This is a genomic window from Kribbella sp. NPDC051718, from assembly GCF_040681515.1.
In the GTDB taxonomy this organism is placed as follows: Bacteria; Actinomycetota; Actinomycetes; order Propionibacteriales; family Kribbellaceae; genus Kribbella.
Window position 1 is genome coordinate 88,127 of record NZ_JBFAYZ010000004.1, and the last position, 26,216, is coordinate 114,342.

26 protein-coding genes are annotated in these 26,216 nt (G+C 68.2%); 8 read left to right on the plus strand and 18 right to left on the minus strand.

Annotation, left to right across the window (positions count from 1 at the left end):
* Window positions 1–106: 106 nt before the first annotated feature.
* The 4 genes from AB0M15_RS16005 to AB0M15_RS16020 all read right to left on the minus strand — a co-directional run bounded on the left by AB0M15_RS16005 (window position 107) and on the right by AB0M15_RS16020 (window position 3,469).
* A complete protein-coding gene (locus AB0M15_RS16005; protein WP_363818642.1) occupies window positions 107–2,152 on the minus strand; it encodes a DUF1906 domain-containing protein in 2,046 nt (681 codons plus the stop codon).
* Window positions 2,153–2,285: 133 nt separating this feature from the next.
* The gene (locus AB0M15_RS16010; protein WP_363818644.1) at window positions 2,286–2,630 is read right to left on the minus strand and encodes a hypothetical protein; all 345 of its coding nucleotides are present in this window, start codon (window positions 2,628–2,630) and stop codon (window positions 2,286–2,288) included.
* A 74-nt stretch (window positions 2,631–2,704) separates the two neighbouring features.
* Window positions 2,705–3,286 carry a helix-turn-helix transcriptional regulator gene (locus AB0M15_RS16015; RefSeq protein ID WP_363818646.1) on the minus strand — a complete coding sequence of 194 codons (582 nt, stop codon included), beginning with the start codon at window positions 3,284–3,286 and terminating at the stop codon, window positions 2,705–2,707.
* A 24-nt stretch (window positions 3,287–3,310) separates the two neighbouring features.
* On the minus strand, window positions 3,311–3,469 hold the full coding sequence (locus AB0M15_RS16020) for a hypothetical protein (RefSeq protein ID WP_363818649.1): 159 nt from the start codon (window positions 3,467–3,469) through the stop codon (window positions 3,311–3,313).
* 237 nt (window positions 3,470–3,706) lie between these two features.
* Here AB0M15_RS16020 and AB0M15_RS16025 point away from each other — a divergent pair, with 237 nt between their 5' ends.
* Complete coding sequence (locus tag AB0M15_RS16025) at window positions 3,707–4,204, plus strand: DUF2505 domain-containing protein (protein WP_363818652.1); 498 nt, start codon at window positions 3,707–3,709, stop codon at window positions 4,202–4,204.
* A gap of 96 nt (window positions 4,205–4,300) precedes the next feature.
* On the plus strand, window positions 4,301–4,492 hold the full coding sequence (locus AB0M15_RS16030) for a hypothetical protein (RefSeq protein ID WP_363818655.1): 192 nt from the start codon (window positions 4,301–4,303) through the stop codon (window positions 4,490–4,492).
* A 65-nt stretch (window positions 4,493–4,557) separates the two neighbouring features.
* On the opposite strand, the gene AB0M15_RS16035 is transcribed toward AB0M15_RS16030, so the two are convergent.
* Window positions 4,558–5,421, minus strand: a complete 864-nt coding sequence (locus AB0M15_RS16035) for an alpha/beta fold hydrolase (protein WP_363818658.1) — start codon at window positions 5,419–5,421, stop codon at window positions 4,558–4,560.
* Window positions 5,422–5,558: 137 nt separating this feature from the next.
* Here AB0M15_RS16035 and AB0M15_RS16040 point away from each other — a divergent pair, with 137 nt between their 5' ends.
* The gene (locus AB0M15_RS16040; RefSeq protein WP_363818660.1) at window positions 5,559–6,218 is read left to right on the plus strand and encodes a TetR/AcrR family transcriptional regulator; all 660 of its coding nucleotides are present in this window, start codon (window positions 5,559–5,561) and stop codon (window positions 6,216–6,218) included.
* Here the strand turns inward: AB0M15_RS16040 and pruA are convergent.
* The 7 genes from pruA to AB0M15_RS16075 all read right to left on the minus strand — a co-directional run bounded on the left by pruA (window position 6,215) and on the right by AB0M15_RS16075 (window position 15,752).
* Complete coding sequence (gene pruA, locus AB0M15_RS16045; protein WP_363818662.1) at window positions 6,215–7,843, minus strand: L-glutamate gamma-semialdehyde dehydrogenase; 1,629 nt, start codon at window positions 7,841–7,843, stop codon at window positions 6,215–6,217. The two genes, AB0M15_RS16040 and pruA, sit on opposite strands and share 4 nt — an antisense overlap.
* A 107-nt stretch (window positions 7,844–7,950) precedes the next feature.
* Entirely contained in the window at window positions 7,951–9,693 is a 1,743-nt protein-coding gene (locus AB0M15_RS16050; RefSeq protein WP_363818665.1) for a RiPP maturation radical SAM C-methyltransferase, read from the minus strand.
* 14 nt (window positions 9,694–9,707) lie between these two features.
* Window positions 9,708–10,004, minus strand: coding sequence for a hypothetical protein (locus AB0M15_RS16055; RefSeq protein WP_363818668.1), 297 nt, complete (start codon window positions 10,002–10,004; stop codon window positions 9,708–9,710).
* 50 nt (window positions 10,005–10,054) lie between these two features.
* Window positions 10,055–12,772, minus strand: coding sequence for a BTAD domain-containing putative transcriptional regulator (locus tag AB0M15_RS16060; protein WP_363818671.1), 2,718 nt, complete (start codon window positions 12,770–12,772; stop codon window positions 10,055–10,057).
* Window positions 12,773–12,776: 4 nt separating this feature from the next.
* Window positions 12,777–13,727 carry a Ku protein gene (locus tag AB0M15_RS16065; protein ID WP_363818674.1) on the minus strand — a complete coding sequence of 317 codons (951 nt, stop codon included), beginning with the start codon at window positions 13,725–13,727 and terminating at the stop codon, window positions 12,777–12,779.
* Window positions 13,728–13,737: 10 nt separating this feature from the next.
* On the minus strand, window positions 13,738–14,289 hold the full coding sequence (locus AB0M15_RS16070; RefSeq protein WP_363818677.1) for a hypothetical protein: 552 nt from the start codon (window positions 14,287–14,289) through the stop codon (window positions 13,738–13,740).
* Entirely contained in the window at window positions 14,286–15,752 is a 1,467-nt protein-coding gene (locus AB0M15_RS16075) for a wax ester/triacylglycerol synthase family O-acyltransferase (protein ID WP_363818680.1), read from the minus strand. The genes AB0M15_RS16070 and AB0M15_RS16075 overlap by 4 nt, the downstream gene beginning before the upstream one ends.
* 222 nt (window positions 15,753–15,974) lie before the next feature.
* On the opposite strand from AB0M15_RS16075, the gene AB0M15_RS16080 reads away from it, so the two are divergent.
* Window positions 15,975–16,466, plus strand: coding sequence for a cupredoxin domain-containing protein (locus tag AB0M15_RS16080; protein ID WP_363818683.1), 492 nt, complete (start codon window positions 15,975–15,977; stop codon window positions 16,464–16,466).
* Between the two features lie 10 nt (window positions 16,467–16,476).
* Complete coding sequence (locus AB0M15_RS16085; protein ID WP_363818686.1) at window positions 16,477–17,802, plus strand: hypothetical protein; 1,326 nt, start codon at window positions 16,477–16,479, stop codon at window positions 17,800–17,802.
* Here the strand turns inward: AB0M15_RS16085 and AB0M15_RS16090 are convergent.
* Genes AB0M15_RS16090 through AB0M15_RS16110 form a run of 5 tightly spaced genes read right to left on the minus strand, consistent with a single transcriptional unit; the run spans window position 17,799 to window position 22,537 of the window.
* Entirely contained in the window at window positions 17,799–19,028 is a 1,230-nt protein-coding gene (locus AB0M15_RS16090; RefSeq protein WP_363820227.1) for a glycosyltransferase 87 family protein, read from the minus strand. The two genes, AB0M15_RS16085 and AB0M15_RS16090, sit on opposite strands and share 4 nt — an antisense overlap.
* Window positions 19,029–19,030: 2 nt before the next feature.
* Entirely contained in the window at window positions 19,031–19,687 is a 657-nt protein-coding gene (locus AB0M15_RS16095; RefSeq protein WP_363818689.1) for an HAD family phosphatase, read from the minus strand.
* A 46-nt stretch (window positions 19,688–19,733) separates the two neighbouring features.
* A complete protein-coding gene (locus AB0M15_RS16100) occupies window positions 19,734–20,522 on the minus strand; it encodes a DUF4097 family beta strand repeat-containing protein (protein WP_363818692.1) in 789 nt (262 codons plus the stop codon).
* Window positions 20,523–20,576: 54 nt separating this feature from the next.
* Entirely contained in the window at window positions 20,577–21,839 is a 1,263-nt protein-coding gene (locus tag AB0M15_RS16105; protein ID WP_363818695.1) for a P-loop NTPase, read from the minus strand.
* A complete protein-coding gene (locus AB0M15_RS16110; RefSeq protein ID WP_363818698.1) occupies window positions 21,839–22,537 on the minus strand; it encodes an SAF domain-containing protein in 699 nt (232 codons plus the stop codon). Before AB0M15_RS16110 ends, AB0M15_RS16105 begins: the two co-directional genes overlap by 1 nt.
* Before the next feature lie 176 nt (window positions 22,538–22,713).
* Here AB0M15_RS16110 and AB0M15_RS16115 point away from each other — a divergent pair, with 176 nt between their 5' ends.
* The gene (locus AB0M15_RS16115; RefSeq protein WP_363818701.1) at window positions 22,714–22,962 is read left to right on the plus strand and encodes a helix-turn-helix domain-containing protein; all 249 of its coding nucleotides are present in this window, start codon (window positions 22,714–22,716) and stop codon (window positions 22,960–22,962) included.
* A 170-nt stretch (window positions 22,963–23,132) separates the two neighbouring features.
* Here AB0M15_RS16115 and AB0M15_RS16120 read toward each other — a convergent pair whose 3' ends face one another.
* The gene (locus tag AB0M15_RS16120) at window positions 23,133–23,678 is read right to left on the minus strand and encodes a hypothetical protein (RefSeq protein WP_363818704.1); all 546 of its coding nucleotides are present in this window, start codon (window positions 23,676–23,678) and stop codon (window positions 23,133–23,135) included.
* Window positions 23,679–23,846: 168 nt separating this feature from the next.
* On the opposite strand from AB0M15_RS16120, the gene AB0M15_RS16125 reads away from it, so the two are divergent.
* Window positions 23,847–25,205, plus strand: coding sequence for a LysM peptidoglycan-binding domain-containing protein (locus AB0M15_RS16125; RefSeq protein ID WP_363818707.1), 1,359 nt, complete (start codon window positions 23,847–23,849; stop codon window positions 25,203–25,205).
* Window position 25,206: 1 nt separating this feature from the next.
* Window positions 25,207–26,100, plus strand: coding sequence for an Rv3235 family protein (locus AB0M15_RS16130; RefSeq protein ID WP_363818710.1), 894 nt, complete (start codon window positions 25,207–25,209; stop codon window positions 26,098–26,100).
* Window positions 26,101–26,216: the final 116 nt, after the last annotated feature.

Below are 26,216 nucleotides of genomic sequence, written 5' to 3' on the forward strand. Positions count from 1 at the left end.
CCCGGGTGGGTGGGAGCCCCCAGAGCTGGGGGCGATGTAGGAGCCCCCGGCGGCGGGGGCGTGGGCGTGGGGTGCTTGTCCGCAGTACAAGCACCCCGCGCATCACCTACTTGACGGTGAGGACCTTGGCGACGGTCTGCGTGCCTTGGTGGTCCGCGTCGGCCAGCCAGACGACGCGGTAGGTGTAGGTGCCGCGAGCAGTCGGCTTGATGACATAGGTGTACTTGCCATTGGTCGACAGCTTGCCGTTGGTCACCGCGACCCACTTGGTGCCCGACTTGCGCTGCAGGTAGGTCTTCGTGCCGGCGTGGGCCGGGTTCAGGTAGCCGTAGAAGACGCTGCTCGCACCCAGCTTGATCGCCGTCGGGGACAGGTAGCTCGACATCGCAGGATGCACGGCAACCGTCACGGTTGGGCTGCCCGAGCCCAGCACGTCGGTCGTGCCGTTATAGGTCCACATGTAGTACGTGGAGACAGTCGGCTTGTGTGCTGCAGCCACGGCGCCGGTGGAAGACGACGTCACGGTCGCGACGGCGGTCCACTTCGACGCGTTGATCGCCTTCGCATACAGGGTCACCGGTACGCCGGCCAGAGCCGCACCGGTGTCCAGTCGCTTCACCTGGCTCTTCAGCGTGACCGACCCGGTGTACATGATGGACGCAGCGCTCGCGGCGGCCGTGCTCGAAGTACCGGCGAGATACTTGTCAGCACCCGGGCTGTACTTGCCGTAGTTGTTCTTGACCCAGGTACGGAAGGTGTAGCCGGTACCGCTCACCAGGCCGCCCGCATTGACAGCACTGACACTCGCACCCGCGTAGACCGCAGTACCGGAGGTCGGCAGCGCCGGGGCGACCTTGCCCGCGTTGCGGCGGACGACGACCTGGCTGATAGTCGTGGCTGCCGGCAAGGTCCAGCGCAGTACGGCCGACCCGTTGCGACCGGTCGCTGTGAAACCAGTGACGGCTGCAGGCGGCATGGTCAGGTCCAACATGTTCTCGTCGACGCTCAGGGTGACACCGCCGTACGTCCGGCTGACGTCACCTTCGTTCTGGTGCACTCGCTGGTGCGCCGCCCAGTAGCCGGCGGGGATGAACCGGCTGGTGAGGACCGGCGTGTTCTTCCAGTGGGCGAACCACAGGTTGTCCGGCCGCGTGTACGCCGTACTGGTGTAAGCGCTGGCCAGATCCGCCCCACCGGACGACGCGCCGACGTAAGCGCCACCGACGTACCCCCGGGAGTTGAGCTCCTGCGTCCAGCCACTCAGGTACGAGAGCACCGAAGCCTTACAAGCCGCCGTCGACGTGTAGTGCTCGACGTCGCTGTAAATCGCACTCCGCGGCGCAAACCCGAGCGCCTGCGCTGCAACAACCGCCTGCGCCGCAGCAGTACGCCCCTCAGCGGCCGCCGTGGCCGGGACCGTGGAAATCTTGTTCGAGAAGCTGGTGCACGGCGCCTGCTTGCCGACGTCGATCAGGAGGAACTGCCATCCGGCGCTGTCCTGCGCGGCGACCCACTGCGGCGTCAGGTTGGGCTGCGCGGCGCAACCACGGGAAGCGCCACTGATGTAGATGCCGATCGCGCGGTACGGCGAGTTCGGCGCCTTCCAGGCATCCATGGTGCTCTGGGTCGGCGCGTCGCAGATGTCGAACGCAGGCTGGTAGATGTTCTTGGTCGCGATGATCGAAGGCGTGGCCTGGATCGCCCGCGGCGCCTGAACCGCATTGCCCTTCGCCTTCGCAGTCACCCGACCGCTGGCAAGCACCTTGCGAGCCGTCTGATCCGCCCCAGGCACGTAATACGCAGTCGCCAACACACCAGCGCCCTCAACCGCAACCTGCAGCTCACCATCCGTCGACCGAGCCGGCTCGCTGAGCGGCGCTAACACCAGCCCTTCACTACGCCCCACAAGATGAGCCGGGCAATCAGCCTGCGCAGTACTCCGCCCCAGGTAAACAGCTGCCCGATCGAACCGCACACAGGCCGTCGGATCCTTGGCCAGATCCACCACTGGCCAACTAGCAGGCACCTTCACCTCATACCCAAGGTACGAGACGGTCTTCGTATCCTCCGCCCCCGCAGCCCCCGCCCCGACAACAAGCCCACCCACCAACGCAACCACCGTAGAAACCACAGCAGCCCTGAAAACCCTCACCAAAAACTCCTCACGTAGCCACCCCCGCAGCCCTGAAACCCTACCGACGCAAAGGTCCCCCCACCCCACCCACCCACTGCAACTTGCTGCAATCCACCCGGCTTGCGTCCACCGTCAGCCTGACTTGCTCCGATCAGCCTGCTTGGCCGGCCAGCAGCCGCGCGGCCCTGACTGCCAGGAGACGCGTCTCGCGGCCGACGTCATTACCGTCGAGGATGAACTCGAGCGAATCCTCATCGGTGTAGTAGCGGTGGATCAGCCGTTCGAGGTCGTCGGCCGACGCATGCTCCATGGCAAGACGCTTGGCGAGGGCAACGATGTCGGCAGCATCCTTGCGGCGCTGGGCAACCAACTTGGTCGCCAACAAGAACTCGTCGGTGGCGTACGTGATGTGCAGACCGGGCGCCTCACCGCGCTGCAACGCCCCCTCTGGCAGTGGCGGCGCCCCCGACAACGGAGACCGCCGCGGAAATGCCACGCGCCTTCAACGCTGGTCGAGGTCCGAGAGGAGACCGACGATTTCGCCGGCCGTGAATTCGTTGCGCGGGTCGCTCACGCGGTCACCAGGTCGCGAGCAGGGACAAAGATGTTGGCCTGCGCCAGGTACTCCGGTGTTTGGGCGATGATCTCTTCACGCTCCAGGAACGGATGCTCGGGAATCCATGGCTCCGCGAGAGCATCTGTCCGGCTCCATTCAGGTGGTTCCTCGCCTGCCGCCTCGAATTCGTGCGCGGTCAGAACGGCAAGCAGAGTGTCGAAATCCGCCCGGCCGGTCGAGGCCGGCGCTGCCTCCCAAGCGGCTTCGGAGCCGTCATGGCGGCGGAGCAGCAAGCGCAGATGGTCCCGCCCCTGTAGCAGCATCCGCCACGCCCAATCATCATCACCCGCCCCGCGAATCGCTGTCGCTGTCGCCGGCGCGGTCATGATCCGGTACTCCCGCGCCGCGTGAAGGGCATCAGCAATCCGTCCAGCCCGCAGGAAGAACTGCGCCGTCGGCCTGGTCCGGCCAGAACGGTAGGTCGAGAATCGGGAGGCAGAAGTACCGAGCGCAGTAGCGAACGCAGCCTGAGACAGCCCACTGTCGACGAGAGCGCGGTTGAGCTGCTCACAAACCGCCCGACTGTCCTGGTCCATCTCGACCCTCGCATCCTTATCTAATCAGAAATAGTCGCAAGCCCCTGGCCAAGCCAAACCACCCGAGGCGCCTTCGGGGTCGTCGTAGCGGGGTTCAGGGATGTAGGACAGTGCGAGTGCCCAGAAGGCTGCCAGTCGGTGGGGGTCGCGGGCGTCGCAGCCGAGGGTCCAATGGGTCGCCATTCCGGCACGCTAGCGGTCAACCCGGACGAGAGGCGTCCGGGTGCGACGGGGGACCGTTGGGGTCGAGGCCGTGGGCAACCTCTCGGCGGGGGCCGGGTGCCAAGCGGGTGGTTGCGCGACGCAGGAGCGGTAGTCGGAAAGGGTGGGTGGGAGCACCCAGAGCGGGAGCGACGCAGGAGCGAGCGGCGGCGGGCGCGTGGGGGGTTTGTCGTCCGGGGTGATGTCATGATGTGCGGCATGGAGCTGAAGATGTCGGCGTCTTATGACGCCACCCCTGAGGAAGTCTTCGCGATCGTCACCGACGCTACTTTTCGCGAGCAGGCCTGTGAGAAGACCAAGGCGTTGTCGTACGACGTCAAGGTGAGCCAGTCCGGGGCGGACACCGTGGTGCGGGTGCAGCGGGAGATGCCGTCGGACGACGTGCCGGACATCGCGCGGAAGTTCGTCGGTGGCACGCTCACCGTCGTGCAGACCGAGACCTGGCATCCGGCGAACGCGGACGGGTCGCGGAACGCGGAGGTGAAGGGCGAGATCGCCAACACGCCGGTGACGCTCAAAGGTACGGCCAGCATCACCTCGACGGGCGGGGAGACCGTGCAGGCGATCGACCTGGACGTGAAGGTCGCGGTGCCGCTGATCGGCAAGAAGATCGAGCCGTTCGTCGTCGACGCGATCCGCAAGGGCCTGCAGAAGGAGCACGACCTCGGCCGCGACTGGCACAACGGCGACAACTGACCGTCCGGCGACAACTGCTCCGCCGGGCCGTGTCGCTGACCTGGTGAACCCACCTCCGATGGCAACCTGAGAAGGACTATCGGAGGTGGGTTTCTGATGCGTACCCGACGCCGCGGCCCGATCGACGACACCTGGTACTGCGTACTCTGCGACGACACGGTCCCGTTCGAGCGGGTCAATCCCGGCGATCACCCCGCCGAGGACCTGTCCGACGAGTGGATCTGCGTGGCCTGCGGCTCAGCCGTCCTGATCGCCCCCGCCGCCCAGCAGCTGCACCACACCGCCTAGCAAAAGCAAAACGATGGCGCGGATGCCGGCTCCCCTGCTGTCGGCATTCGCGCCACCCCCAGGTTCTAGAGCGGCGGGCCGAAGCCGCACAGCACGCGCGATGCGTGCGAGGGGTCAAGGGCGTTGGAGACCAGTTGGGCGACCGTCGGGTCGAAGGCGAGGCCGACGTGGCCAACCGGGTCGAGGGGGCAGGTGTCCTGGACGTACTGGTTCGTCACACCGGACTCCCGGATGAACGACGTCTCGTGCGGCGTCACCAGCAAGTCGGCCCGTGACGCGATCACCGTGTACTTGACCCCCGCCTGCGCAATCGGTCCGGTCGTCAGCTTCGCCACCTCGGCGCCGCCGACGATGATCTCGTCGCAAGCCGGGCAGCCGAACTCCCGTAGTACCTGGTCGACCAGCGGCCGCAGCCCGAGGTAGTCGCCGACGCTCACCAGACCGCCGAAGGTCGTCCCGTGCGTCGGCGGCGCGAGCGCGACCACGCGACCGACCTTGCCCGCGTACCCGCGAACCTTCGGGCCGTACAGACTCTGGAACCCGCCCTCCGAGTGCCCGACGATGTCGACCTTCGCCGCTCCCGTGCTGGCCCGGACCCGGTCGACGAACGCCTCGATCTCCGCCGACGACTGGACGATCGAGACCGTACCGCCGACCGGGATGACCGGCGTCGCCTGACCGTAGGTGAGCGTGAAGGCGCAGTACCCCTTCGCCGCGAGGTACGGCCCGAGGAACGAGTAGTTGCCCGGCCCGTTGCCGCCCAGACCGTGCAGCAACACCAGCGGGTTGGGATGCGCGGCCGAAGGCTTGCAGGACCAGTCGTCGAAGCCAGAGCTGGGTGGGGCGGCCTGTGCCGAGGCAGTGAAGGTGCTGGCGAGCAGTGCGGCGGCCACCAGGCCTGCTGCGGCTCGCCGGAGAACAGTTCTCATAGCGGCTCCCGAGGGGCAGTGTCGTTCGGTGACGACGGGATGACCGACAGTGGAGCACGTCTCGCGGTTATGAACAAGCCTTCGTGTTCATAACTCGCCGAGTGGTTATCAACCTGCCACCGGGGTAACGTCGCTTCATGGGGCGAGTGATCAGAGGTCTGACGGCCGACCAGCGCAAGGCCGAGCGCCGCGAGCAACTGCTCGACGCCGCGCTCGACCTGATCGCCGCGCACGGCTACCTGGGCACGTCGATCGAGCAGATCTGCAGTACGGCGTACGTCGGGACGAAGAGCTTCTACGAGGTCTTCGACAACCGTGAGGACTGCTACGTCGCCCTGCTCCAGCGGACGTCTGAGCGCCTGATGGCCGACATGATGGCGGTCGCGGCCGGCGCCCAGGGCAACGAACGCGAGGCAGTTCCGCGCATCATCGCCGCCTTCGCACACGCTTTACTGGACGATCCGCGGGTCGCCATGGTCACCTTCGGCCAAGCCGGCGGGATCTCCAAGACCGTCGAGCGGCAGCGGCGCACCAATCGCCGCTGGGCGGCCGGCTTCATGGAACAGATCTGGGACCGGTTCGACGCGCCTGCCGACTCCGGCGACGAAGTGGAGCCTCCGGACGAGCTGGACCGGCGCTCCCGGCACGCGGTCGCCATCGGGCTGATCGGCGGGTTCTTCGACCAGATCGCCGACTGGCTGCTCGACGCCGACGTCTACGCCCCCGACCAGGTGGAGACTCTGGTCGAGGACATGACGTCGTTCTACATCACTGTTCGCAGAGGCTTGGTCGTCTAGCCCTGGTGCGGGTAGCGGTAGTCGGTCGGCGGGGTGAAGGTCTCCTTCATCGACCGCGGGCTCGCCCAGCGGATCAGGTTCCACATCGAGCCGGCCTTGTCGTTCGTGCCGCTCGCGCGGGCTCCACCGAACGGCTGCTGACCGACGACCGCGCCGGTCGGCTTGTCGTTCACGTAGAAGTTGCCCGCGGCGAAGCGCAGGTACTCCGCGGCCTCGGCGACCGCGTGCCGGTCCTGCGCGATGACCGCACCGGTCAGCCCGTACGGCGCCGAGTGCTCCATCTGCTGCATGACCTTGTCGAAGTCGCCGTCCTCGTAGACGTGCACGCCGAGGATCGGGCCGAAGTACTCGGTGCTGAAGATCTCGTCGGTCGGGTCGTCCGAGACCAGCAGCGTCGGCCGGACGAAGTAGCCCTCGGAGTCGTCATAGGTGCCACCGGCAAGGACCTCGATGCCGGCCGTCTGCTGGGCCCGGTCGAGTGCCGCCTTGTGCTTGGCGAAGGCGCGGTCGTCGATCACGGCGCCGATGAAGTTCGACAGATCGGTCACGTCGCCCATCGTCAGCGAGTCGGTCTCGGCGGCGATGTCGTCGCGGATCTGGTTCCACACGCTGCGCGGGACGTACGAGCGGCTGGCCGCCGAGCACTTCTGACCCTGGTACTCGAAAGCACCGCGAACCATCGCCGTCTTCAACACTGCCGGGTCGGCCGACGGGTGCGCCAGGATGAAGTCCTTGCCGCCCGTCTCGCCGACCAGTCGCGGATACGTCTTGTACCCCGCGATGTTGGTGCCGACCGTGCCCCACAGCGACTGGAACGTCTTGGTGGAGCCGGTGAAGTGGATGCCGGCCAGATCCGGGTGGGTCAGGGCGGCCTTGCTGACGTCGATGCCGTCGCCGGTGACCAGGTTGATCACACCGGCGGGCAGCCCGGCCGCCTCGAACAGCCGCATCGTCCAGTGCGCCGCGAACTGCTGCGTCGGCGACGGCTTCCAGACCACGGTGTTGCCCATCAGCGCGGGCGCGGTCGGCAGGTTGCCGGCGATCGCGGTGAAGTTGAACGGGGTGATCGCGTAGACGAAGCCCTCGAGCGGGCGGTAGTCGACCCGGTTCCAGATCCCCGGCGAGGAGATCGGCTGGTCGTCGATGATGTTGCGGGCGAACGCGACGTTGAACCGGAGGAAGTCGATCAGCTCGCAGGCGGCGTCGATCTCGGCCTGCTGGACCGTCTTGGACTGGCCGAGCATGGTCGCCGCGTTCAGCGTGTCGCGCCACGGGCCGGCCAGCAGGTCGGCGGCCTTGAGGAAGACCGCGGCGCGGTCGTCGAAGGACAGCCCGCGCCAGGCCGGAGCGGCCGCGAGGGCCGCGTCGACGGCGGCCTTGCCGTCTGCTTCGGTCGCGTTGCCGAGGGTGCCGAGCACGTGGGCGTGCTTGTGCGGCTGGACCACCTGGAACGGCGTACCGCCGCCGAGCTTCTGCTCGCCGCCGATCGTGCAGGTCAGGTCGATCGCACCGGCCGCGTTGAACTCCTTGAGCTTCGCCTCCAGGCTGGCCCGTTCGGGCGAACCGGGTGCGTACCCACGCACGGTCTCGTTGATCGGAGTGGGTACTGCGGTGACGGCATCCATGGTGTGCGGTGCTCCTCGTTCGGCTCGACTGGGTCTCAGCGGGCGGCCCTCCAGAACTGACGCTGCCATCGTGCCATGTCCAAAGGAGAACCACGAACCTGACAGGTCTACTCCCCGGGGACGGCCAGCGCGACGGCCAGATCCTCGTCCAGGAAGATCAGGCCACGCTCCGCGAAACCGGCGAGAGCCTCCTCGACGGCCTCGGCGGGCAGCTCCAGCTTGCGTCCGACGGCGCTCGCCGTGGTCGGCCGGTCACTACAGGCGAGGTAGATGTCGGCGAGCGCTTTCTGGAACGTGTACGTGCCCTCGCGACCCGGCCGGCGGCTGTCGTAGATCTCCAGCCGGCCGGGTGACGCCCAGTACCGCAGGGTCGGGAGCCGGTCGCCGGCCCACGCGGTCTTCCACTCGTCTACGGATTTCCGCAGCTCGTCGTACGCGCTGTCGGGCAGGGCACCGGGGAGGTCGTACTCGAAGAAGTACGCGACCTTGCCCAGATCGACCCCGGCCGGATAGACGTGCCGGTAGCTGCTCTCCGGAGAGCGGCGGCCGAGGCTGGAGAAGAGCGGGCTGAAGCGTTCGATCCAGATCCGGGCCGCGCTCGCCGGCGGCCGGAGGTGCACCAGCTCCGGTACTACGGCCGCCTGGTCCGCATAGTCGCCGACCGTCTCGCCCGGGAATCCCCAGAGGATGTTCCACTCCACCTGGATCCCGTAGTACTGCGCCCAGCGCAGCAGGTTGACGTTCTGCGCGGCTCGAACCCCCTTGTCCATCAGCCGCAGGACGTTGCTGCTCAGCGATTCCAGTCCCGGCTGGAGCACCCGGACACCGCCCTTGGCCATGAGCTCCAGTTGAGCCCGGCTGAGGTTGGCCTTGACCTCGTAGAACAACTCGTAGTCGGCGCCGGCGTCGATGAGCGCCGGGAAGAGGTCCTTCAGGTAGGCCATGTCGATGATGTTGTCGACCGCTTCGAAGCGGGACGTCTGGTACCGGCTGGCCTGGTCCGCGAGCTCGGTGACGACCCGTTCGGCCGGCTTCGACCGGAACTGCATCGTCGTGCCGTTGAGGCCGCAGAACGTGCAGTGGTGTTTCGCTCCCCACCAGCAACCACGGGCGGATTCGAAAGGGATCCACAGGTCGTCCGGGAAGACGCCGAGGTGCCGCGCTCGCTCGAAGTACTCGTCGTAGTCCGGAGCGGGGAGGTCCGCCATCCTGGTCATCAGCGGCTGGCTGCTGACCTTCCCCGGTTCATTGCCCTCGGCAAGCTTGCGCAAGAGCGCCGGGAACGCCGTGTCGCCCTCCCCGACGACCGCGTGGTCGATGCAGTCGATCGATCTGGCCAGCTCGTGGCCCATCTCACCGTCGAAGTTCGCGCCACCGAAGACGGTGACGATCTCCGGGTACCGCTGCTTCAGCCGCCGGGCGAAGGCGAACGACGCCACGCTCTGCTGGAAGGTACAGCTGAACCCAACGACCTGAACCTCCTGCCAGGGAAGGGTTTCCAGCAGACCGTCGAGGAAGAGCGGCACCTCGTGGTCGCGAATCCGCCGCAGCAGCCGCTCGGCGTCATCGGCCAGGTAGCCGAAATCGTGGTCGGCCAGCAGAGCGCCGGCGGCATCGGGCGCCTCGTCGCCGAAGGCCTCGATCGAGAACAGCCAGTCCCCGATCAGCCGGCCGCGATGCTCCGACAGCTTGCGATACAGCTCGACCCCGAGTTGTGCCGCGAAGTCGAGGTTGGCGTGCAACGTCCGGACGTCGTGGCCCTGCTGCCCGGCGATCGCCTTCAGCAGACCGAGCTGGATCGAGGGCCGATCGACGTCCATGAACGGCATGGACACCAGGACCGTCCGCATCAGACGGCCCGGGGCTACTCGTCGGCGAAACGGGTGATCTTCGACGACTGGGTGAAGCTGACCGCGCCCGTGCCGCCCGCGTCGAGGCTCCGCACCACGCCCGGCGTGAACGCGGTCGCGAACTGGTCGGCGAACGACGGTACCGGCTCGGCCACCTCGACGGTCGCGGTCCGCTCACCTTTGTTGATCACCTCGGCGGCCAGCGCCAGCAGCCCCGACAACAGCACCCGCTGCGGCTCCGGCAGATTCAGCTCGTCCAGCGTCGTCACCAGCCCGGCGACGTCGTCTGCGCTGACAGTTACTTCGACCATCGTTCTCCCCCAGGTTCGGCCTCGCGGTCGTTCACCATTTCGAGGCGTTTTCAGAGGGTGAGTCTAGCCCGAAGGGCATCGGCGTCGGGGTGGCCCAACCGCTCCAGTACGTCGACCGCCCGCGCCCAGGCGATCCGGGCAGCGCCGTCATCACCGGCGGCCTGGTGGACGTCCCCGAGCGAGCCAAGCGTGTCGGCCTCGTTGTAACGATCGCCGACAGCCTGGAACAAGGCCACTGCCCGCTCGTAACTCTCGATGGCGTCCGTGAACCGGCCGAGCCGCTGCTGGATGTACCCGAGGCTGTCGAGCGTTTCGGCCTGTCCGAAGCGGTCAGCCAGACTCGCCTGCAGCTCGAGGGCTAGCTCGCAGTTCCGCAGTGCCTCGAGGTGGTCGCCGAGCATCGCGTGGAACCAGCCGACGGCGTTGAGCGAGCGCGCCTGCCCCGCCCGATGACCGGCCGACTCGAACAGCTCCAGCGCCAGCTCGGCATGCTCCAGCGCTTCCGCGTGAGCAGCCTGCCGGTCGAGCATCCAGGCGAAGTGCCGATGCGTATGCGCGGCGCCGACCGTATCGCCCGACGCCAGGTACCGATCGAGGGCCGCCTGCAGCTGGACCCCCGCATCGTCGTACTGCCCGAGCCGGATCTGCGCACAGCCGAGATAGCGGTACGCGAAGGCCTGCCGGGCCTGGTCGCCCGACCGCTCGGCGGCCGCGACCGCAATGCCTAGCGCCGCCAGGGATTCCTGCCAGAGCCCTCGATAGGCGAGGAACCTGGTCATCGTCCAGACGAGCTGCCAGGGATCCGTGGCCGTACGGACGATGGACAACAACACGGGCAGCTCGGTGGTGAACCACCCAAGCCCTTCGTCGTACGACGAAGGACACTCGGGAACGACCCCCGGCGCTACCGGCGAGAGCACGGTCGGGTCATCGTCGCGGCGGGTGTTGAGCAGTCCGTCCGCCAGATAGCCGGTATGCACGTAGTGGTCGAGGATCCGCCGCGACACCTCGAGCCGCTCGGCCTCGGGATGCTCGGCCAGCGCCAGCTCAGCGGCGTACGCCCGCAGTAGGTCGTGGAACGCGTACCGACCGGGCGCATGCTCGGTCAACAGGTGCGCGGCACACAACTCGCCGAGCAACCGCCGCACCTGCCGAGGCGCCTCAGCGGCAAGGCTGACCGCCGCCGGGAGGCCGATATCCGGTCCGGAGTGCAGCCCGAGCAACCGGAACAGCCGGGCAGCGTCCGGCGAAAGCCGCAGGTACGACCAGGAGAAGACGACCCGTACGTCGGTTGCATTGTCGGCGCCGGCGAACTCGTCCAGGCCGGCCCCCAGCTCGCCCGCCAGCACCTGCAGGCTGAACTCGGGATAGCTGACGGCCCGGGCCGCAACGATCGAGAGCGCCAACGGCAGCCGCGCGCAATGCGTGATGATCTCGTTGACAGCCGCAGGCTCGGCGGACACCCGCTCGGCGCCGAGCCGCTGGGCCAGCAGTGAGCGGGCCTCGCTGATCGAGAGCAGGTCGAGGGTGACCGGCTGGGCCCCGTCGGCCGTCAGCAGACCACGCAGCTGGTTCCTACTGGTCACGACCACTCGACATTCCCGCGCACCCGGCAGCAGCGGCCGGGCCTGATCCGCGTCGGCAACGTTGTCGAGCACGATCAGGACCCGGCGATCGGCGACCAGGCTGCGATAAAGCCCGACCTGCGCCTCCAGTCCGCCGGGGATCCGCTCGGGTTCCACCGCGAAGGCGTCGAGCAGGGTCCGGACGGCCTCGGCCGGGCTCACCGGCGTACCGCCTGGGTCGAAGCCGCGGAGATTCAGGTAGATCTGGCCGTCGGGGAACCGGTCGCGTGCCTGATGTGCCCAGTGCAGGGCGAGGGCGGTCTTGCCGACACCGGCCGTCCCTGAGACCACGGCGATGCTTTGTCCGCCGTTCGCAAGGACGCTGTCCAGGCGGCGCAGGTGACTGACCCGGCCGGTGAAGCCAAAGGTGGCCGGTGGCAACTGGGCCGGCACGGCAAGTCTCCCGGCCGGCTGGACCGGGAGTTCGCCGCGCAGGATCGATCGATGGACTTCGCTCAGCTCGATGCCCGGATCCGCTCCGAGCTCCTCCACCAGACGCCGCTGAACCAAGGCGTACCGGTCGAGCGCTTCGGCGGGCCGCCCGGCCGTGTGCAAGGCCCGCATGAGCAGCGCCTCGAGCGGCTCGACCAGGGGGTAGACGGCGATCAGCTCGGGCAGTTCGGCGATGACTGTGGCGGTATTGCCCAGACGGAGCTCGGATTCGGCCCATTGCACGATGGCGTCCACCCGGCGCCGGTCCCACCGATCACGGACTTGCGCGGCCCACGCACCGGGCAGGTTGGCCAGCGGGGTTCCCTGCCACAACCCGAGCGCCTTCGCGAGCTGACTCGCGCGATCCTGGGCGCGGTACTCCGGGTTGTTGGCCTGGTCCGCCAACTGCCAGAAGCGATGCAGGTCGACCTGGTCCGGGTCGATCCCCAGCTGATAGCCGGGGTGGCGTCGTTCGACCTTGACGGCTGGGCCGAGGAGGCGGCGGATGCGGCTCAGGTGCGCGTACAGGACGTTGCGCGCGGCTGGTGGCGGATCGTCGTCCCAGACCCGGTCGATCAGGGTCTCGATGGTGACCGCGCGGCCCGGGTCTACGAGCAGCGCGGCCAGCACCAGCCGCTGGCGAGGGGAGCCGGCGTCCAGCAGCCGGCCGTCCGACAAAACATCGACCCCTCCGAACAGGCGGAACTCCACCGGGTCAGGCCGACTTCTTGGTGGCCTTCTTGGCAGCGGTCTTCTTCGCGGGAGCCGCAGTCTTCTTGGCAGCGGCGGTCTTCTTGGCCGGCGCCTTCTTCGCCGCAGCGGGTGCCTTCTTGGCCGGGGCATCGCCTTGACCCCCGCCACCGGAGCCCCCGGCTGCCCGGCGAGCCTTGGCGGCCTCGACGGAAGCACGGAGGGCCGCGACCAGGTCGACCACCTCTGCGCCCTCCGTCTCCTCCTCATCCGCCTCAGCAGGCAGCGGTACGCCGGCGGCCTTCGCCTCGACCACTTGCTCCAACGCGTGCCGGTATTCGTCGTGGTACTGGTCCGGGTCGAACTCGCCGCGCAGGGTGTCGATGTACGACTCCGCCATCGCCTTCTCCTGCTTGCGGATCTCCACGTCTTCGTCCGGCGCCGCGAAGGCCGAGTCACGGACCTCGTCCGGCCACAGCATCACTTGGAGCACGAGCACGTTGTCGTGGGTGCGGAGCAGGCCGAGCGACTCACGAGACCGCAGCGCGACCTTCACCAGTGCGTACAGCTCGGAGCCCTCCAGCGCGTCCCGGAGCAGCACGTACGGCTTGGCGCCCGGACCGCCGTCGGCGGCGAGGTAGTACGACTTGCCGAGGTAGAGCGGGTCGACCTGGTCGGCCGGCACGAACTCCAGCACGTCGATGACCTTCTTGCTCGACAGCGGCAGGTCGGCGAAGTCCTCCGGCTCGAGCACCACCATCCGGCCGTCGGCCATCTCGTAGCCCTTGCCGATATCGGAGTACGGGACCTCCTCGCCGTCGATCGAGCAGACCCGCTTGTACTTGATCCGGCCGCCGTCGGCGACATGCACCTGACGGAAGGAGATGTCCTTCTCCTCCGTCGCCGAGAACACCTTGATCGGGATCGTCACCATCCCGAACGAGATGGCGCCCTTCCAGATCGCCTGCATCGCCATCAGCTCCCTGTCAGCTCGTCGCCCGACCCTGCAAACCGCCACGCGGCCCCACGGCCGCGAGGAAATCCGGGATCTCCTGTGTCGCGTACCACAGCAGGTCTTCACCTTCGCACGAGTCGAGGGCGAAGACAGCGTCTTCGTGGCCCGGATCCGCGGTATCTCCGTGCGCCACGTCCCACAGCTCCGCGGCCTTGCGGACCACCTCGACCGCGGGGTCGCCGTCCAGATGCACTGCCGCGACCGCCGTCCACGGCACGACCACGTGCAGCTCCAGCCGCGCATCGCCCAGCTGGACGGTGCCGTCGGCCGGTGGGATCGCCGCGACGTCACAGGCCACCACGACCCGCTTCCGCGGGGCGGCCGGGTCGGCCGCGACCAGTCCGACAGACGCCCGGGCCGCTTGCTCCATCGCGGCGTACTCAAGCTCCTCGTCATCGGCCGTCGCGAACCACTCGCGCAGCGCCGGGGTCACTGCGTACGCGGTCTGGGGCGCCGGTCCGAACTCCCCCGCGTGACAGGCGGCGTCGAGCAGGGGGATGGTGCTTGGGATGTAGATCCTCATGAACCCGCCTTCTTACTACTGCTGCGAGGCTTCTTCCGTCCCCGCGCTGCGCGACTACGGCTCCCCTTGGTCGTATCCAGCAACTCGTCCAGCGCATCGGTCACACACTGGGCGAAGACAGCGAGGTCGGGCATCGCCGTCCGGTCCGCGTTCAGCCCGAACGACACTTTCCCGTCGTACGACGTGACGCCCACGGACAGACCTTGCCCCGGCATCAACGGCACCACCGGGTACGACGCCAGCATCGGCGCACCCTGGGCATACAACGGGAACTGTGGTCCGGGCACATTGGTGATCACGACGTCGTCGATCGGCCGCACCGTCGCCGTCGCCACCCGCGCCGCGAGCGCGTGCAGTGTGGTCGGCGCGAAGCCCGCGATCCCGACGAGCGAGCGGGCGCTGACGGCTCGCCCGGTGTCCTTGTGCACCTTGGTCTGGTACGAGATCTGGTGCAGCCGCATGACCGGCGAGTTCTCCCCGACCGGCAGGTTCACCGTCGAGGCGATCACCCGCGAGCCGAGCGACGTCGGCTCCTCGTCATCGTCGTCCCGGATGCTCACCGGTACTACCGCGCGCACCCCGCGCGTCGGGCTGACCGACTCACCACGCGTCATCATCCAGGCGCGCAGCGCGCCGGCCACCACGGCCAGGATCACGTCGTTCACGGTGCCGCCGTGCATCGCCCGGACGGCCCGATAGTCCTCGAGGTCGGTCTGCACGGTGGTGAACCGGCGCTGCCCGGACGTCTTGACGTGCAGCGAGCTCTCCTGGACATGCCGCTGCGCGACCACCGAGCCGACCACGTCACCGAGCACCTCACGCAGGGAGGTCGAACCGGTCAGGCTGGTCATCTCGGCCCGCGCCAGCTCCAGCACGGCCGTCGGGCTCCGCGTCGCGTCGGCGAACACGCCCGCGAGCAGCTCCAGGGCCGACGGCGGGTGCGCCGGCTGCCAGGTGTCGGTGGGGGTGTCCCGTGGGTGGGCAGTGGCGTCCAGGACGACCTGGCCGATGTCGACCGTGCTGTTGCCGTCGACAAGCGCTTGGTGGGACTTCGCGATGATCGCGAACCGGTCTCCCTGCAGCCCCTCGACCAGGTACATCTCCCACAGCGGCCGGGCCCGGTCGAGTCGCCGCGACATGATCCGGGCGACCAGCTCCAGCAGTTGCGCATGCGTGCCAGGGCGCGGCAGCGCGGACCGGCGGACATGGAAAGTGATGTCGAAGTCCTCGTCGTCCACCCAGATCGGACCGGCGAACCGGCCCGGGATCTGCTGGATCCGCTGCCGGTACCGCGGCACGAAGGCGATCCGGTCCCGGATCAACGCGACCAGGCTCTCGTAGTCGAACCCGTCGTCCCCGTGCACCGGCGGCTCGAAGATGTCCACGGTGCCGACGTGCATCGGCGTGGCCGCGCTCTCGGCCTTCAGGAAGGTCAGGTCCAGCGACGTCAACCGGTCCGGCATCCGCGGGCCCTCCTTCGGCGATCAGGTTCGTGTTGAGTCACCCTAACCGGCACCGCCGACAGTGGGCTGCGACACTGGCTGGGATTGGCAAACCTGGCTGTCAGCGACAGTGACACGACTGATGGTGCACAGCGGGAACACTGGGGCCCGCGCGTTCGTCAGGCAAGGGGGCGTGTCGTGCGCCCCGGTAAGTGAATCGACCTTCGAAAGGCCCCTCGTCTCATGCGTTCGACGTTCTCCCGCGGTACCGCGCTCGCGCTCCTGCCCGCTCTCGGCATGCTGGTCCTGGCCGGCTGCGGCGACGACTCGAGCAGCGGATCGAGCCCGACCAGCCCGTCGACCGCCCCGACCACCGCGCCGACGTCGGCCCCGACCGGGACGCCGAGCGGCCCGGGCAGCACGCCGAACACCAAGTCGCCGTCGAACACCGCCGACCCGTCCGGCGAGACCGCGGACGTGACCATCAACGTCATCGTTGCCAACGGCAAGGTCAACCCGAGCGGCGCCGGCGTCAAGGTGAAGGCCGGCCAGACGGTGCTGATCACCGCGGTCAGCGACGCCGACGAGGAGCTGCACATCCACGGTTACGACAAGGAGCTCGAGCTGGCGCCGGGCAAGCCCAACTCGGTGAAGTTCGAGGCGAACATGAAGGGCACCTTCGAGATCGAGACGCACAAGAGCGGCAAGCTGGTCGCCAAGCTCGTCGTCTCCTGACCCGGCTGTGATGCCTCTACTCCTGCCGCTGCACGGGATCGGCGGCCGGCAAGACCTGCCCGTACCGTTCGGGCTGGCCGTCGGCGGCGCCGGCGTGGCGATCGCGCTCTCGTTCGTCGTCCTCGGACTGGCCTGGCGCAACCCGAAGTACCGGGGTGACAAGTCCGGCAAGGCGTTGCCGGACGCGGTCACCCGGACGGTCGACTCGGCCGGCTTCCGCTGGTTCGTCCGGCTGGTCGGGCTGGCCATCTTCCTGTACGCGATGGTGGCGCTGATGTTCGGCGTGGACCGGCTGACGAACCCGATCTTCGGGTTCATCTACATCCTGGTCTGGGTCGGGCTGGTGCCGATCTCGCTGTTCCTCGGCCCGGTCTGGCGCACGCTGAACCCGCTGCGCACGATCCACCTGCTGCTCAGCAAGCTGCTCCGCCAGCCGCCGTCCCAAGGCCTCCTCACGCTGCCGAAGTGGCTCGGGCTGTGGCCTGCCGCGCTCGGCATCTTCGCCTTCACCTGGCTCGAACTGGTCGCTCCGGACCGGGCCACCCAGCCGGTCCTGCAGGCGTGGCTCGCGCTGTACGTCGTGATCATGCTGTTCGGCGCTCTTCTGTTCGGTGATCGGTGGTTCTCGACGGCCGATCCGTTCGAGGTCTACGCGTCGCTGATGGCGCGGCTGTCCCCGTGGGGCCGGCGCGACGACGGCAAGCTGGTGATCCGGCGACCGCTGGAGAACCTCGACGGGCTGAAGGCGCAACCCGGTCTGGTCGGTATGGTCGCCGCGCTGCTCGGCTCGACGGCGTACGACGGTTTCTCCAACTCGACCGCGTGGATCGGCTGGGCCCAGAACACCGACTACTCGATGACGACGCTCGGCACGCTCGCGCTGATCGTCTTCATCCTGTTCGTGCTGGTGACGTATTCGAGCGCGACTCTCCTTGCCGGGCGGCTGTCGGACAGCTCGCGGACGGCGCTTCCTGGGTTGTTCGCGCATTCCGTAGTACCGATCGCCTTCGGGTACGTCGTAGCGCACTACCTGACCCTGTTGATCCTGGAAGGCCAGCGGACCCTCATCTACCTGAGCGACCCGCTGTCCAACGGCGCCAACATCTTCGGCACCGGCCTCCTCGGCCTCAACACCGGAATCACCAACCACAGCACGACAATCTCGGTCATCCAGGTCCTGGCCGTAGTCTCCGGCCACCTGATGGGCGTCGTCTCCGCCCACGACCGAGCAGTAGCCCTCTTCCCCCGCAACAAGGCCCTAGCCGGCCAACTCCCCCTCCTGGTAGTAATGGTCGGCTACACAGTCGGCGGCCTACTACTGCTCTTCTCTGCCTAGCTCTGCTTGGCCGGTACCTCTGCTGCGGCCGAGGTATCGGGCAGGGAGCGGCTGGTGTAGGCGAGGGTTAGGAAGGCGAGCATGCCGAGGATCAGGTGGGAGTTGCCGGGGATGGACTGCCAGAAGGTCCAGCTGAGTTCGCGGTCGTCGCGGAAGGGCACCCACCAGATCGAGCGGAGTACGAAGAGGCCGTACCAGAGGATGCCGATGACCAGGGCGGGCTTGGTGCCCCATTCGCGCTGGACGGCGCGGATCAGGCTGATGCCTAGCGGGATGATCCAGACCCAGTGGTGGCTCCAGCTGACCGGTGAGGCGTAGAGCACGGCCAGCGCCATCACGGAGATCGCGGTGACGCGCTCGTCGGCGAGCCAGTACTTGCGGGCCAGCCAGAGAACGGCCAGACCGAAGACGGCCGACAGCAGGAACCAGACCGGCTCGACCCAGGACGCCTCGTCGCCGAGCCGGCTGAGGAAGCCCATGAACGACTGGTTCGCCGTGTACGCCAGGCCGCCGACCCGGTTCGCGTTGCGGATGACGACGGTCCAGTACTCCCAGGACTGATGCGGTATGACGGCGAAGCCGATCGCCATCGTCGCGAGCAGCCCCAGCACCGCGTTGCGGAACGCCCGCCACTGCTTGGTGATCAGCAGGAACGCCAGGAACGGCAGCGGCGTCAGCTTCACCCCGATCGTCACGCCGACCCAGAACCCGCGCCACTTCGCGTTCGCCGGACGGACCAGGTCGAGCAGGATCATTGCGGTGAGCAACAAGTTGATCTGGCCGAACTGGATCGTCTGCCAGACCGGTTCGAGCAGCAACGACAACCCGGTCAACGCAGCCAGTACTACGAGCCGCCGGTCGCGCCACTGCGCCGGGACGAGCGTCCAGGCTCCGGCCGGCAGCGCAGCGCGCCAGATGAGCGCGATGCAGACCACCGAGATGGTCGTCCACACGACCAGCGCGACACCCCACGGCACGACGGCCAGCGGCACCATCGCGATCGCCGCGAACGGCGGGTAGGTGAACGGCAGCCCCGAGCCCGGCAGCTGGGCGTCGTACAGGGAGTCGCGGTCGAGCAGGACCGAACCGCCCAACCTGTACACCCGCAGGTCGATCATCCCGTCGAACAGTCCGTAGGCCCAGGCGCCGAGGGCGACGAAGGCCGCGCAGCCGAGGACGGCGACGATGATCCAGCGGCGGTCCGTGCGGGGCTGGGTAGTGGTCATGGTCACGTCAGATCGACTCCGAAGAGGGCTTCCAGTTCGCGGCGCGTCTCGTCGTACGAGGTGTGCAGGATCCCGGTGATGCCGAGTTCGCGGGCGGCGATCACGTTCAGTTCGAGGTCGTCGATGAAGACGCACTCGCTAGGCCGCAGCGCGAGTCGCTGCGCGGCCAGGTGGTAGATCTCCGGCTCCGGCTTGCGCAGGTGGACCTCGCCGGAGATGACGATGTCGTCGAACATGCCGTCCCAGGTCTCGCGCGGGTAGCTGTTGCCCCAGGAGTTGGAGAGCAGCGCGGTCTTGATGCCGTGGCCGCGGGCGCGGCGGATCAGCGCGGACATCTGCGGCTGGTGCTCGAAGTGGGCGAACATCCGCTCGATCAGGCCTTCGGCCTGGACCGGGCCACCGTCCTTGCGGACCAGCATCGAGGCCAGCTTGCGCTCGAAGTCGGGGACCGCGATCTGGCCGCGCTCGAGCGCGTGGATCGGGTTCACCTCGGCCTCGACCGGGCTGGCGGCCAGCCAGTCGACCATCGCCCGGTAGTACGCCTCGAAGTCGAGACCGTCCAACTCGGCCCAGCGGCCCAGGGCGTCGTCGAGACCGGAGGTGAGCACACCACCCCAGTCCACCAGCAGGCCACGGAGTACGGGCGTGTCGTCAGGCATGCGCGCAAGACTACTCAGGACATGGTCACGGGTTCCGGCCGCCCGCTCACCGGTCGTACTCGACCACCGCGTCGCCCGAGGAGGATCTGACCTTGATCGTGCGGGTGGCGGCCGGGTCCATCTTCACCTCCGCGTTCTCGTCGCCGGACTTGCTGGCGGTGTCGACCTTGTACGTCTCGGTGCCGTCCGGCAGCCGCACCAGCGCGTCTCCGGAGCTGGTCGTCACGTCGACGGTCGTCGGCGCGGTGGTGAAGCTCAGCTCGACGCTGCCGGAGCTGCTCTTCGACGTCACCGAACTCGAACTCAGCCCGGCCGCTTCGAGATCGCCGGACGAGGACTCCATCGTCAGGCTGCCGGACAGACCCTGTGCTTCGATCTTGCCGGAGCTCGACTCCAGCGTGGTCGATCCGCCCAGGCCGACCACCTTGAGGTCACCGCTGCTGGTCCTGATCGTCACGTCGAGGTCCTTCGGCACGGTCACCACGTAGTCGGTGTGGCAGCCGAACGACAGGAACCCGCAGCCGGAGTCGCTGATCTCCAGCTTGCCGTTGTCGTAGTTGTCCTTCGGGTCCGAGCCGAGGGCGTTGCGCTCGAACTTCCGGTCGACGGTGATCTCCTTGACGTCGCCCGAGTGCACCTGAAGGTCGGTGGAGCTGGTATCGATCGACAGCGCCGTGCCGACCACCGGGTAGGTCTGGTGGCTGGTCTTGGTGTCCTCGCTCAGGCTGGTCAGCGCCCAGTAGACGCCGCCCAGGATCAGGGCGACCGAGATCGCGATGCCGTAGCGGCGCTCGGCGCTCATCGTGCTGGCCGGACGGCCCTCGAGGTCGGACATGGCTCAACCCTGGCACATCGCCAGGGCCTTGTCGGTGGGGTTGACCCCCTATCTTCAACTGAACAGATCCCTGACTACCCCGGCTGCCAGCTGCTGCATTCCCTTACGGAGTTTGCTGGATTTCGCCGCCTCGACCAGGCTCCGGCCGTGCGCCAGGGCAGCGTCGCAGGCCGCCTGATCGAACGGGAGCAGGGCGGCAGGCTCGACCCCGGCGTACCGGGTGAGAGCCTCTGTCACCGCGTCGGCCGGGGAGCTCCCGAGCGACCCTGAGCGAACCCTGTTGACCACTACCCGGGTGGTGACAGACGGTACGGCCGCCCTGAGCTCGTGCAGCGACCTGATCAGCCGGGTGAGGCCGACTGGGTCGGCCGTCCCGACCACGACCACCTCATCAGCCTCCTCGAGCGTTGCCAGGGTGGCGCCGTTGCGGCGTGGTGCGAGCGTGTCGAAGGAGATCTCCTCGTCACTCTCGATGCAGAAGCCCGCGTCGACGACTGTGCAGGGTGCGAGCATCCTCGCCGTCGACCAGACCGACTCGACCGCGGTGGGACGTAGCTCTGTCCAGCGGTCTGCGCGGCTGAGGCCGGTGAGGACCAGCTGGTTCGGCCCGACCTGCCTGGCGTGCCTGGCGAGCACTGCTACGTCCAGGGAACCGCCGCTTGCTGATCTCGCCGCTGCGGCCAGGCCGGAGGTCTCGTCGAGCATGCCGAGTAGTTGGGCGACCGTGCCGCCGTACACGTCGGCATCGGCCAGCAGAGTGGGGATTTGGCGTGCGGCTAGCTCTGCTGCGAGTCCTACGGCGACCGTACTGCGGCCTGGTGCTCCGGTGGGGCCCCAGACAGCGATGATCCGGCCGGTGCCTTGACCGTAGGGCTCGGGGCTGGGTGCTGATTCGCTGTTGAACGGTACGAAACCGCCTGCGAAGTGGGAGACCGTCGCCGGCGGGCCCGACTCGACGGCGTCGATGATCGCCCGGCCGAGATCGTCCGCGCTGACGTCGGCGGGGAGGATGCGCTCGATGCCCATCCGGCTCAGGCGGTCTTCGGCGCCTGAGGGTTCGCCGTTGTCGGAGGGGTCGACCAGGGCGACTACTGCGATGTGGCGGGCGTGGAGGGCGGCCACTGCGTCAGAGGTGAGCCTGGGGAGGTCTTCTGCGAGCACCACGGCTCTTGCTTGCCCGCTCGCGGCTGCGGCCATCACGTCGGCGATGTCGACACAGCGGCGGACTACGCGGATGCCGTTGGCCCGCTCGGCTCGGCGTACGACGTCTGCTTCCCAGGGCGCGCCGGTGACAGCGAGCAGTACGGGGAGGGACATCAGCTGCCCCGCCTGATGAGCACTGGTTCGCCGTTGTTGAGCAGTGCCAGGGTTGCGGACAGCTTGGTGACGTCCTTGGTTTCAAGAGCGATCAGCACCTGCCTGCGGGCTGAACTGCCGGACACACCTTTCACCTGATCGACCTGTACTACGCGGACCTCGGTCCACAGCATCCTGGCCGGCGCGTCCTTGGTCACCACCCAGACGTCGACGTGGTCGCCCACTGCGGTGTCGGACGGGAGGTGGCCGGTTGCGACCGACAGTGGGAGCTCGGTGCGGTCGCTGTCGGTCTTGGGGGTCGCTGCGTCGCGTGGGACGAACTGGCCCTTGGTGACGGGACGGGTGACGATCAGGCCCTTGAGGTCGGCGTCGGCGGTGACGTACTGGCCGGCGGCGGCGTCGCTGGTGAAGCGGACGTTGACGGTGGTCAGGTCATCGCCGGTGAGCGTCTGGCCGATCGGGAGGTCACGCTTGGCGGCCCAGACGGCGGTGGTGTCGTCGGCGGCGGACAGCAGCTTGGCGCCGGCCAGTGCGGTGATCGCGACCAGCAGTACACCGAGCAGCAGCCGGCCGTCCTTCCAGCGCGCCCGCCGGGTCCGCAGGGTCGGCGTTGACGGCGCCGCGAACCCACTCCGCAGCACAGGACTGTCGGCCACTCGGAACACTCCCCAGTCGTTGACGGTTCTTGTATCGGTCACCAATTGATTGCGGGCGATCGCGCTCGGTTGCCCTTGGCGACCGACATTCTGCCGTGTCCGGCGGTCCGGCGTTCACCGTCATCCACAGGTCGGCGGCGCCTGGGGACAAACCGGCTCATCCGGACGCCAACCGTGGCAAACTGAAGCAACCGACTCCTCGAAGGGACCAAGCGCGTATGCCGGCTCCACGCTTCCTCCAGCTGTCCGACGTCGCCGAGGTCCTGAACATCTCGGCCAACCAGGTCTATGCACTGGTCCGCCGGGGCGACATCCCCGCCGTGAAGATCGGCGGCCGCGGCCAGTGGCGGGTGGAGTCGACCGAGCTGGAGAAGTACATCGAGCGGCTCTACACCGAGACCAAGCAGTTCATCGACTCCCACCCCTTCGGCGAAGAAGCCGAAACCCCCGAGGACGCCCAGCTCTAACCGCCCAGCCGGCCGACCCCGCTCCGTCGCCCACCCGCAGTGTCGTCGCGCCCACTTTGTGCTCGACCTGAGCGTTCGGGGCAGGCGGAAACGCTCACATCGAGCACAAAGTCGCCCGAGGCCTGGCCGGCCGGCGCTGCGACGAGGTGTTCTGGCGCGTTGGGGGTGGGTCAGCGGCGGCGGACGGCGTCGAGGGCTTGGGTGGGGACGAGGCGGGAGTTGTAGACCTCGGTACGGCGTCTTGGCGCGTCGAGGGCGTGTTCGGCGAGCTCGAGGAAGTCGGCGCCGACCCGGTCGATCGTGCCGGTGATCGGGTGCCCACCGCAGTACAGCGTCACCGGTGAACGATCCCGGGCGATCCCCCGCAGCAGGTGCGCGAGACCGAGCTTGGCCGCGACCGCTCCTTCGGCCGGCTCCGCGAACGGGCCGAGCCCGTGGATCCCGGTGAGCGCGGTATCGGGGATCAGCCACTCCTCATAGCGCTCGGCCTCCAGCAACAAGCAGTCCTTGCCGACCCGGCTGAGGGTGCCCTGCACCGGCTCGGCATGCCTCAGTTCGACCCGGATCACCGTCCCGACGGCGCCGCGCAAGCGGTCCAGGACGGTGATCTTGCCGACCTCGGCACGGATCCGGTCCGCCACCTCGCCGTACAGATCGCCGTCCTGCAGGGCCTCGAACTGTGACTCCAGGTCCTCGAACAGGGCTTCCAGACGCATGCCGCGAACCTACCCTTCCGCGCGGTCATCACCACTCTGCGTCGACCGCTCTCGCACTCCGTGACACCGATCGCCCGTTTTTCGACTTGCCAAGGCTGGTCTAGTCAGGTCTATATTGATCAAGCAGACGCAAACTAACGCAAACTCATAGGTCGGAGGCTAAAACGGATGAAAACGACGATCCGTGGACTGAAGGGGCTGATCGCGCTAGGCGCGCTGGCCGGCCTCGGCCTCCTCCTGCACTGGGTCACCGCCGGCTCGATCGAGGCAGCCACCACCCAGGACCTGACCTCGATGGCCTCCCTCGCCATCGGCGCAGTCGCCTGGCCCGCCTACTGCTGGCTAGCCGTCGCCGTACTAGCCACGGTCCTGGAGCAGCTCCCCGGCGCGGTCGGCCGAGGCGCCTCCCTCGTAGCCACCCAAATCACTTCCCAAGGCTCCCGAGCCCTACTCCGCTCGGCCCTAGGCGTCGCCGCCGTAACCCCACTAACCATCGGCCTAGCCCACGCCACCCCCACCCACCCCGTCACCCCCCAATCCGGTGCCGGCAGCACCCCCACTGCCGGCACCACCTCCACCTCCCGCCCCAGCCTCCGCGCCTGGACGTCCCCCGAGCCTGCCTCAACCCTCGAGATCACCAACAACCCAATCGCAGGCCACCCAGTCGCCTCAGGTGGCTCTGGCTCGGCAAAACCCCAGTCCACTCGCCCACAGACGACGAGCGCCGCGAAGACTCCGCCCGGCTCCCGCCCGTGGAGCTCCGTCGAGCCCAGCTCGACCGTCGAGGTGAGCGACGGCACTCCCACCAACTGGCGAGCACCCGAAAAGCAGTCCTCCGTCCAGCTAGGCGCACCAACCGCCCCAGCCAGCCCATCGCACCCCAACGCCACACGCCCCCACCAACCAGCCCCGCGCCCCACCACCCCACCCGCTCAACCGCCCACTCGGAGCGACCGAGCACCCAGGAAGCAGTCCCCAACCGCCCCCACCGCCGCACCGGACCAGACCGACCACACCACACCCGGTCGTACCGAGGCTCCCAACCCCAAACACCCAGCCACCGCGCGCACCGACGTACTGGACCCCCGACGTACGACCACCGGCCACACCGGAGCACCCGGCCCCAAGCATCCGACCGCCGGGCGTACCGGAGTACCGGACACCAAGCGCGCCACCACCGGGCGTACCGGAGGGGCGGTGGTTGGGCGGGGTGGGGTGTCGGGTGGGGAGATTGCGGTTCCGGATCGGCCTACTAGTGGGGCTCCTACTCGGTATACCCACCTGCAGTCCGGGCGGCTGGCTCGTGCCGCCTCTCATGTGGTGAAGGCGGGCGACTCACTCTGGTCGATCGCCGCCGCCGAACTCGGTCCCGACGCAACCACCGACGCCATCGCCGCCCGCTGGCCGCAGTGGTACGAGGCCAACCGTCACCAGATCGGCCCGAACCCCAACCTGATCCACCCCGGCCAGGTGCTCACCCCACCACCACCCAGCCACCCCGTGCCGCCAACCCACCAGGAGAAGTGACATGAGCAACCACCGCAACCTCACCCCCGTACCGACCATCGACACCCAGTCCTCAACGGAGCAACTTCAGGCCGTCGCCAGCACTCCGGCAGCCGCCACGCAGTCGGCACCGAAGGCCCTCGCCAAGGCCACTCACGCGACCAGCGAATCCGCTGCAGGCGAAGGCGTCGTCACCGGTCAGAACATCTCCGCGGCCAATGACGTCCTGACCGACAAGAACGCCCTCGCAGACAAGCCCGACGACGGTGGCGCCGTCGGAAAGAGCTCCGCGGATGGGACGGGTTCTGCGGATGGGAAGGGTTCTGCGGTTGGGAAGGGTTCGGCCGGTGGGAAGGGTTCGGCCGGCGGGAAGGGCTCTGCGGGTGGGGAGGGTTTGGCTGGCGAGGCCGGGGTGGGTGGGCAGGATGTGCTGGCGGCTCGGCGGCGGGAGCGGGCTGCGGCGGGTAGGTCGGTTGGGGTGATGACGCAGGGGGCGTTGGCTCTGCGGTATCAAGAGGTGCCGGAGCTTCAGCCGGTGCCGGTGCCGCCGGTGCTTCGGTTGGTGCCGGGCGGGCCGTCGTTGCCTGATGCGCAGGCCTGGGCGACTCGGCTGGTGCAGGCGGTTGCTGAGGTTCTGGCTGGGGATCGGCCGATCGGGCAGTTGATTCGATTTACTGACACGGTGGTGTTCAGCGACCTCAATCGGCGGGTTCGCGTGCTCGGGCTGACGACCACCGCCACCGGCCGTAGTGCCAAGGAACGGAGTGCCGTTCGGTCGGTTCGGGTGTGCACGCCTGCCACCGAGGTCGCGGAGGTTTCGGCTCACGTCCGGTACGGCGATCGGTCCCGCGCGATGGCGCTTCGCCTGGAAGTGCACAGAAACCGCTGGGTCTGCACTGCGCTCGAACTTGGCTGAGGTTCGCGGCGTCACACCCCATGCAACCCGATCGTGCCTTCACTGTCACTGAACTGCCGTACGACCGGGCATAGCGTTGCGAGATCGGTCAGGGGGATCGATCCAGTCCGTTCCGG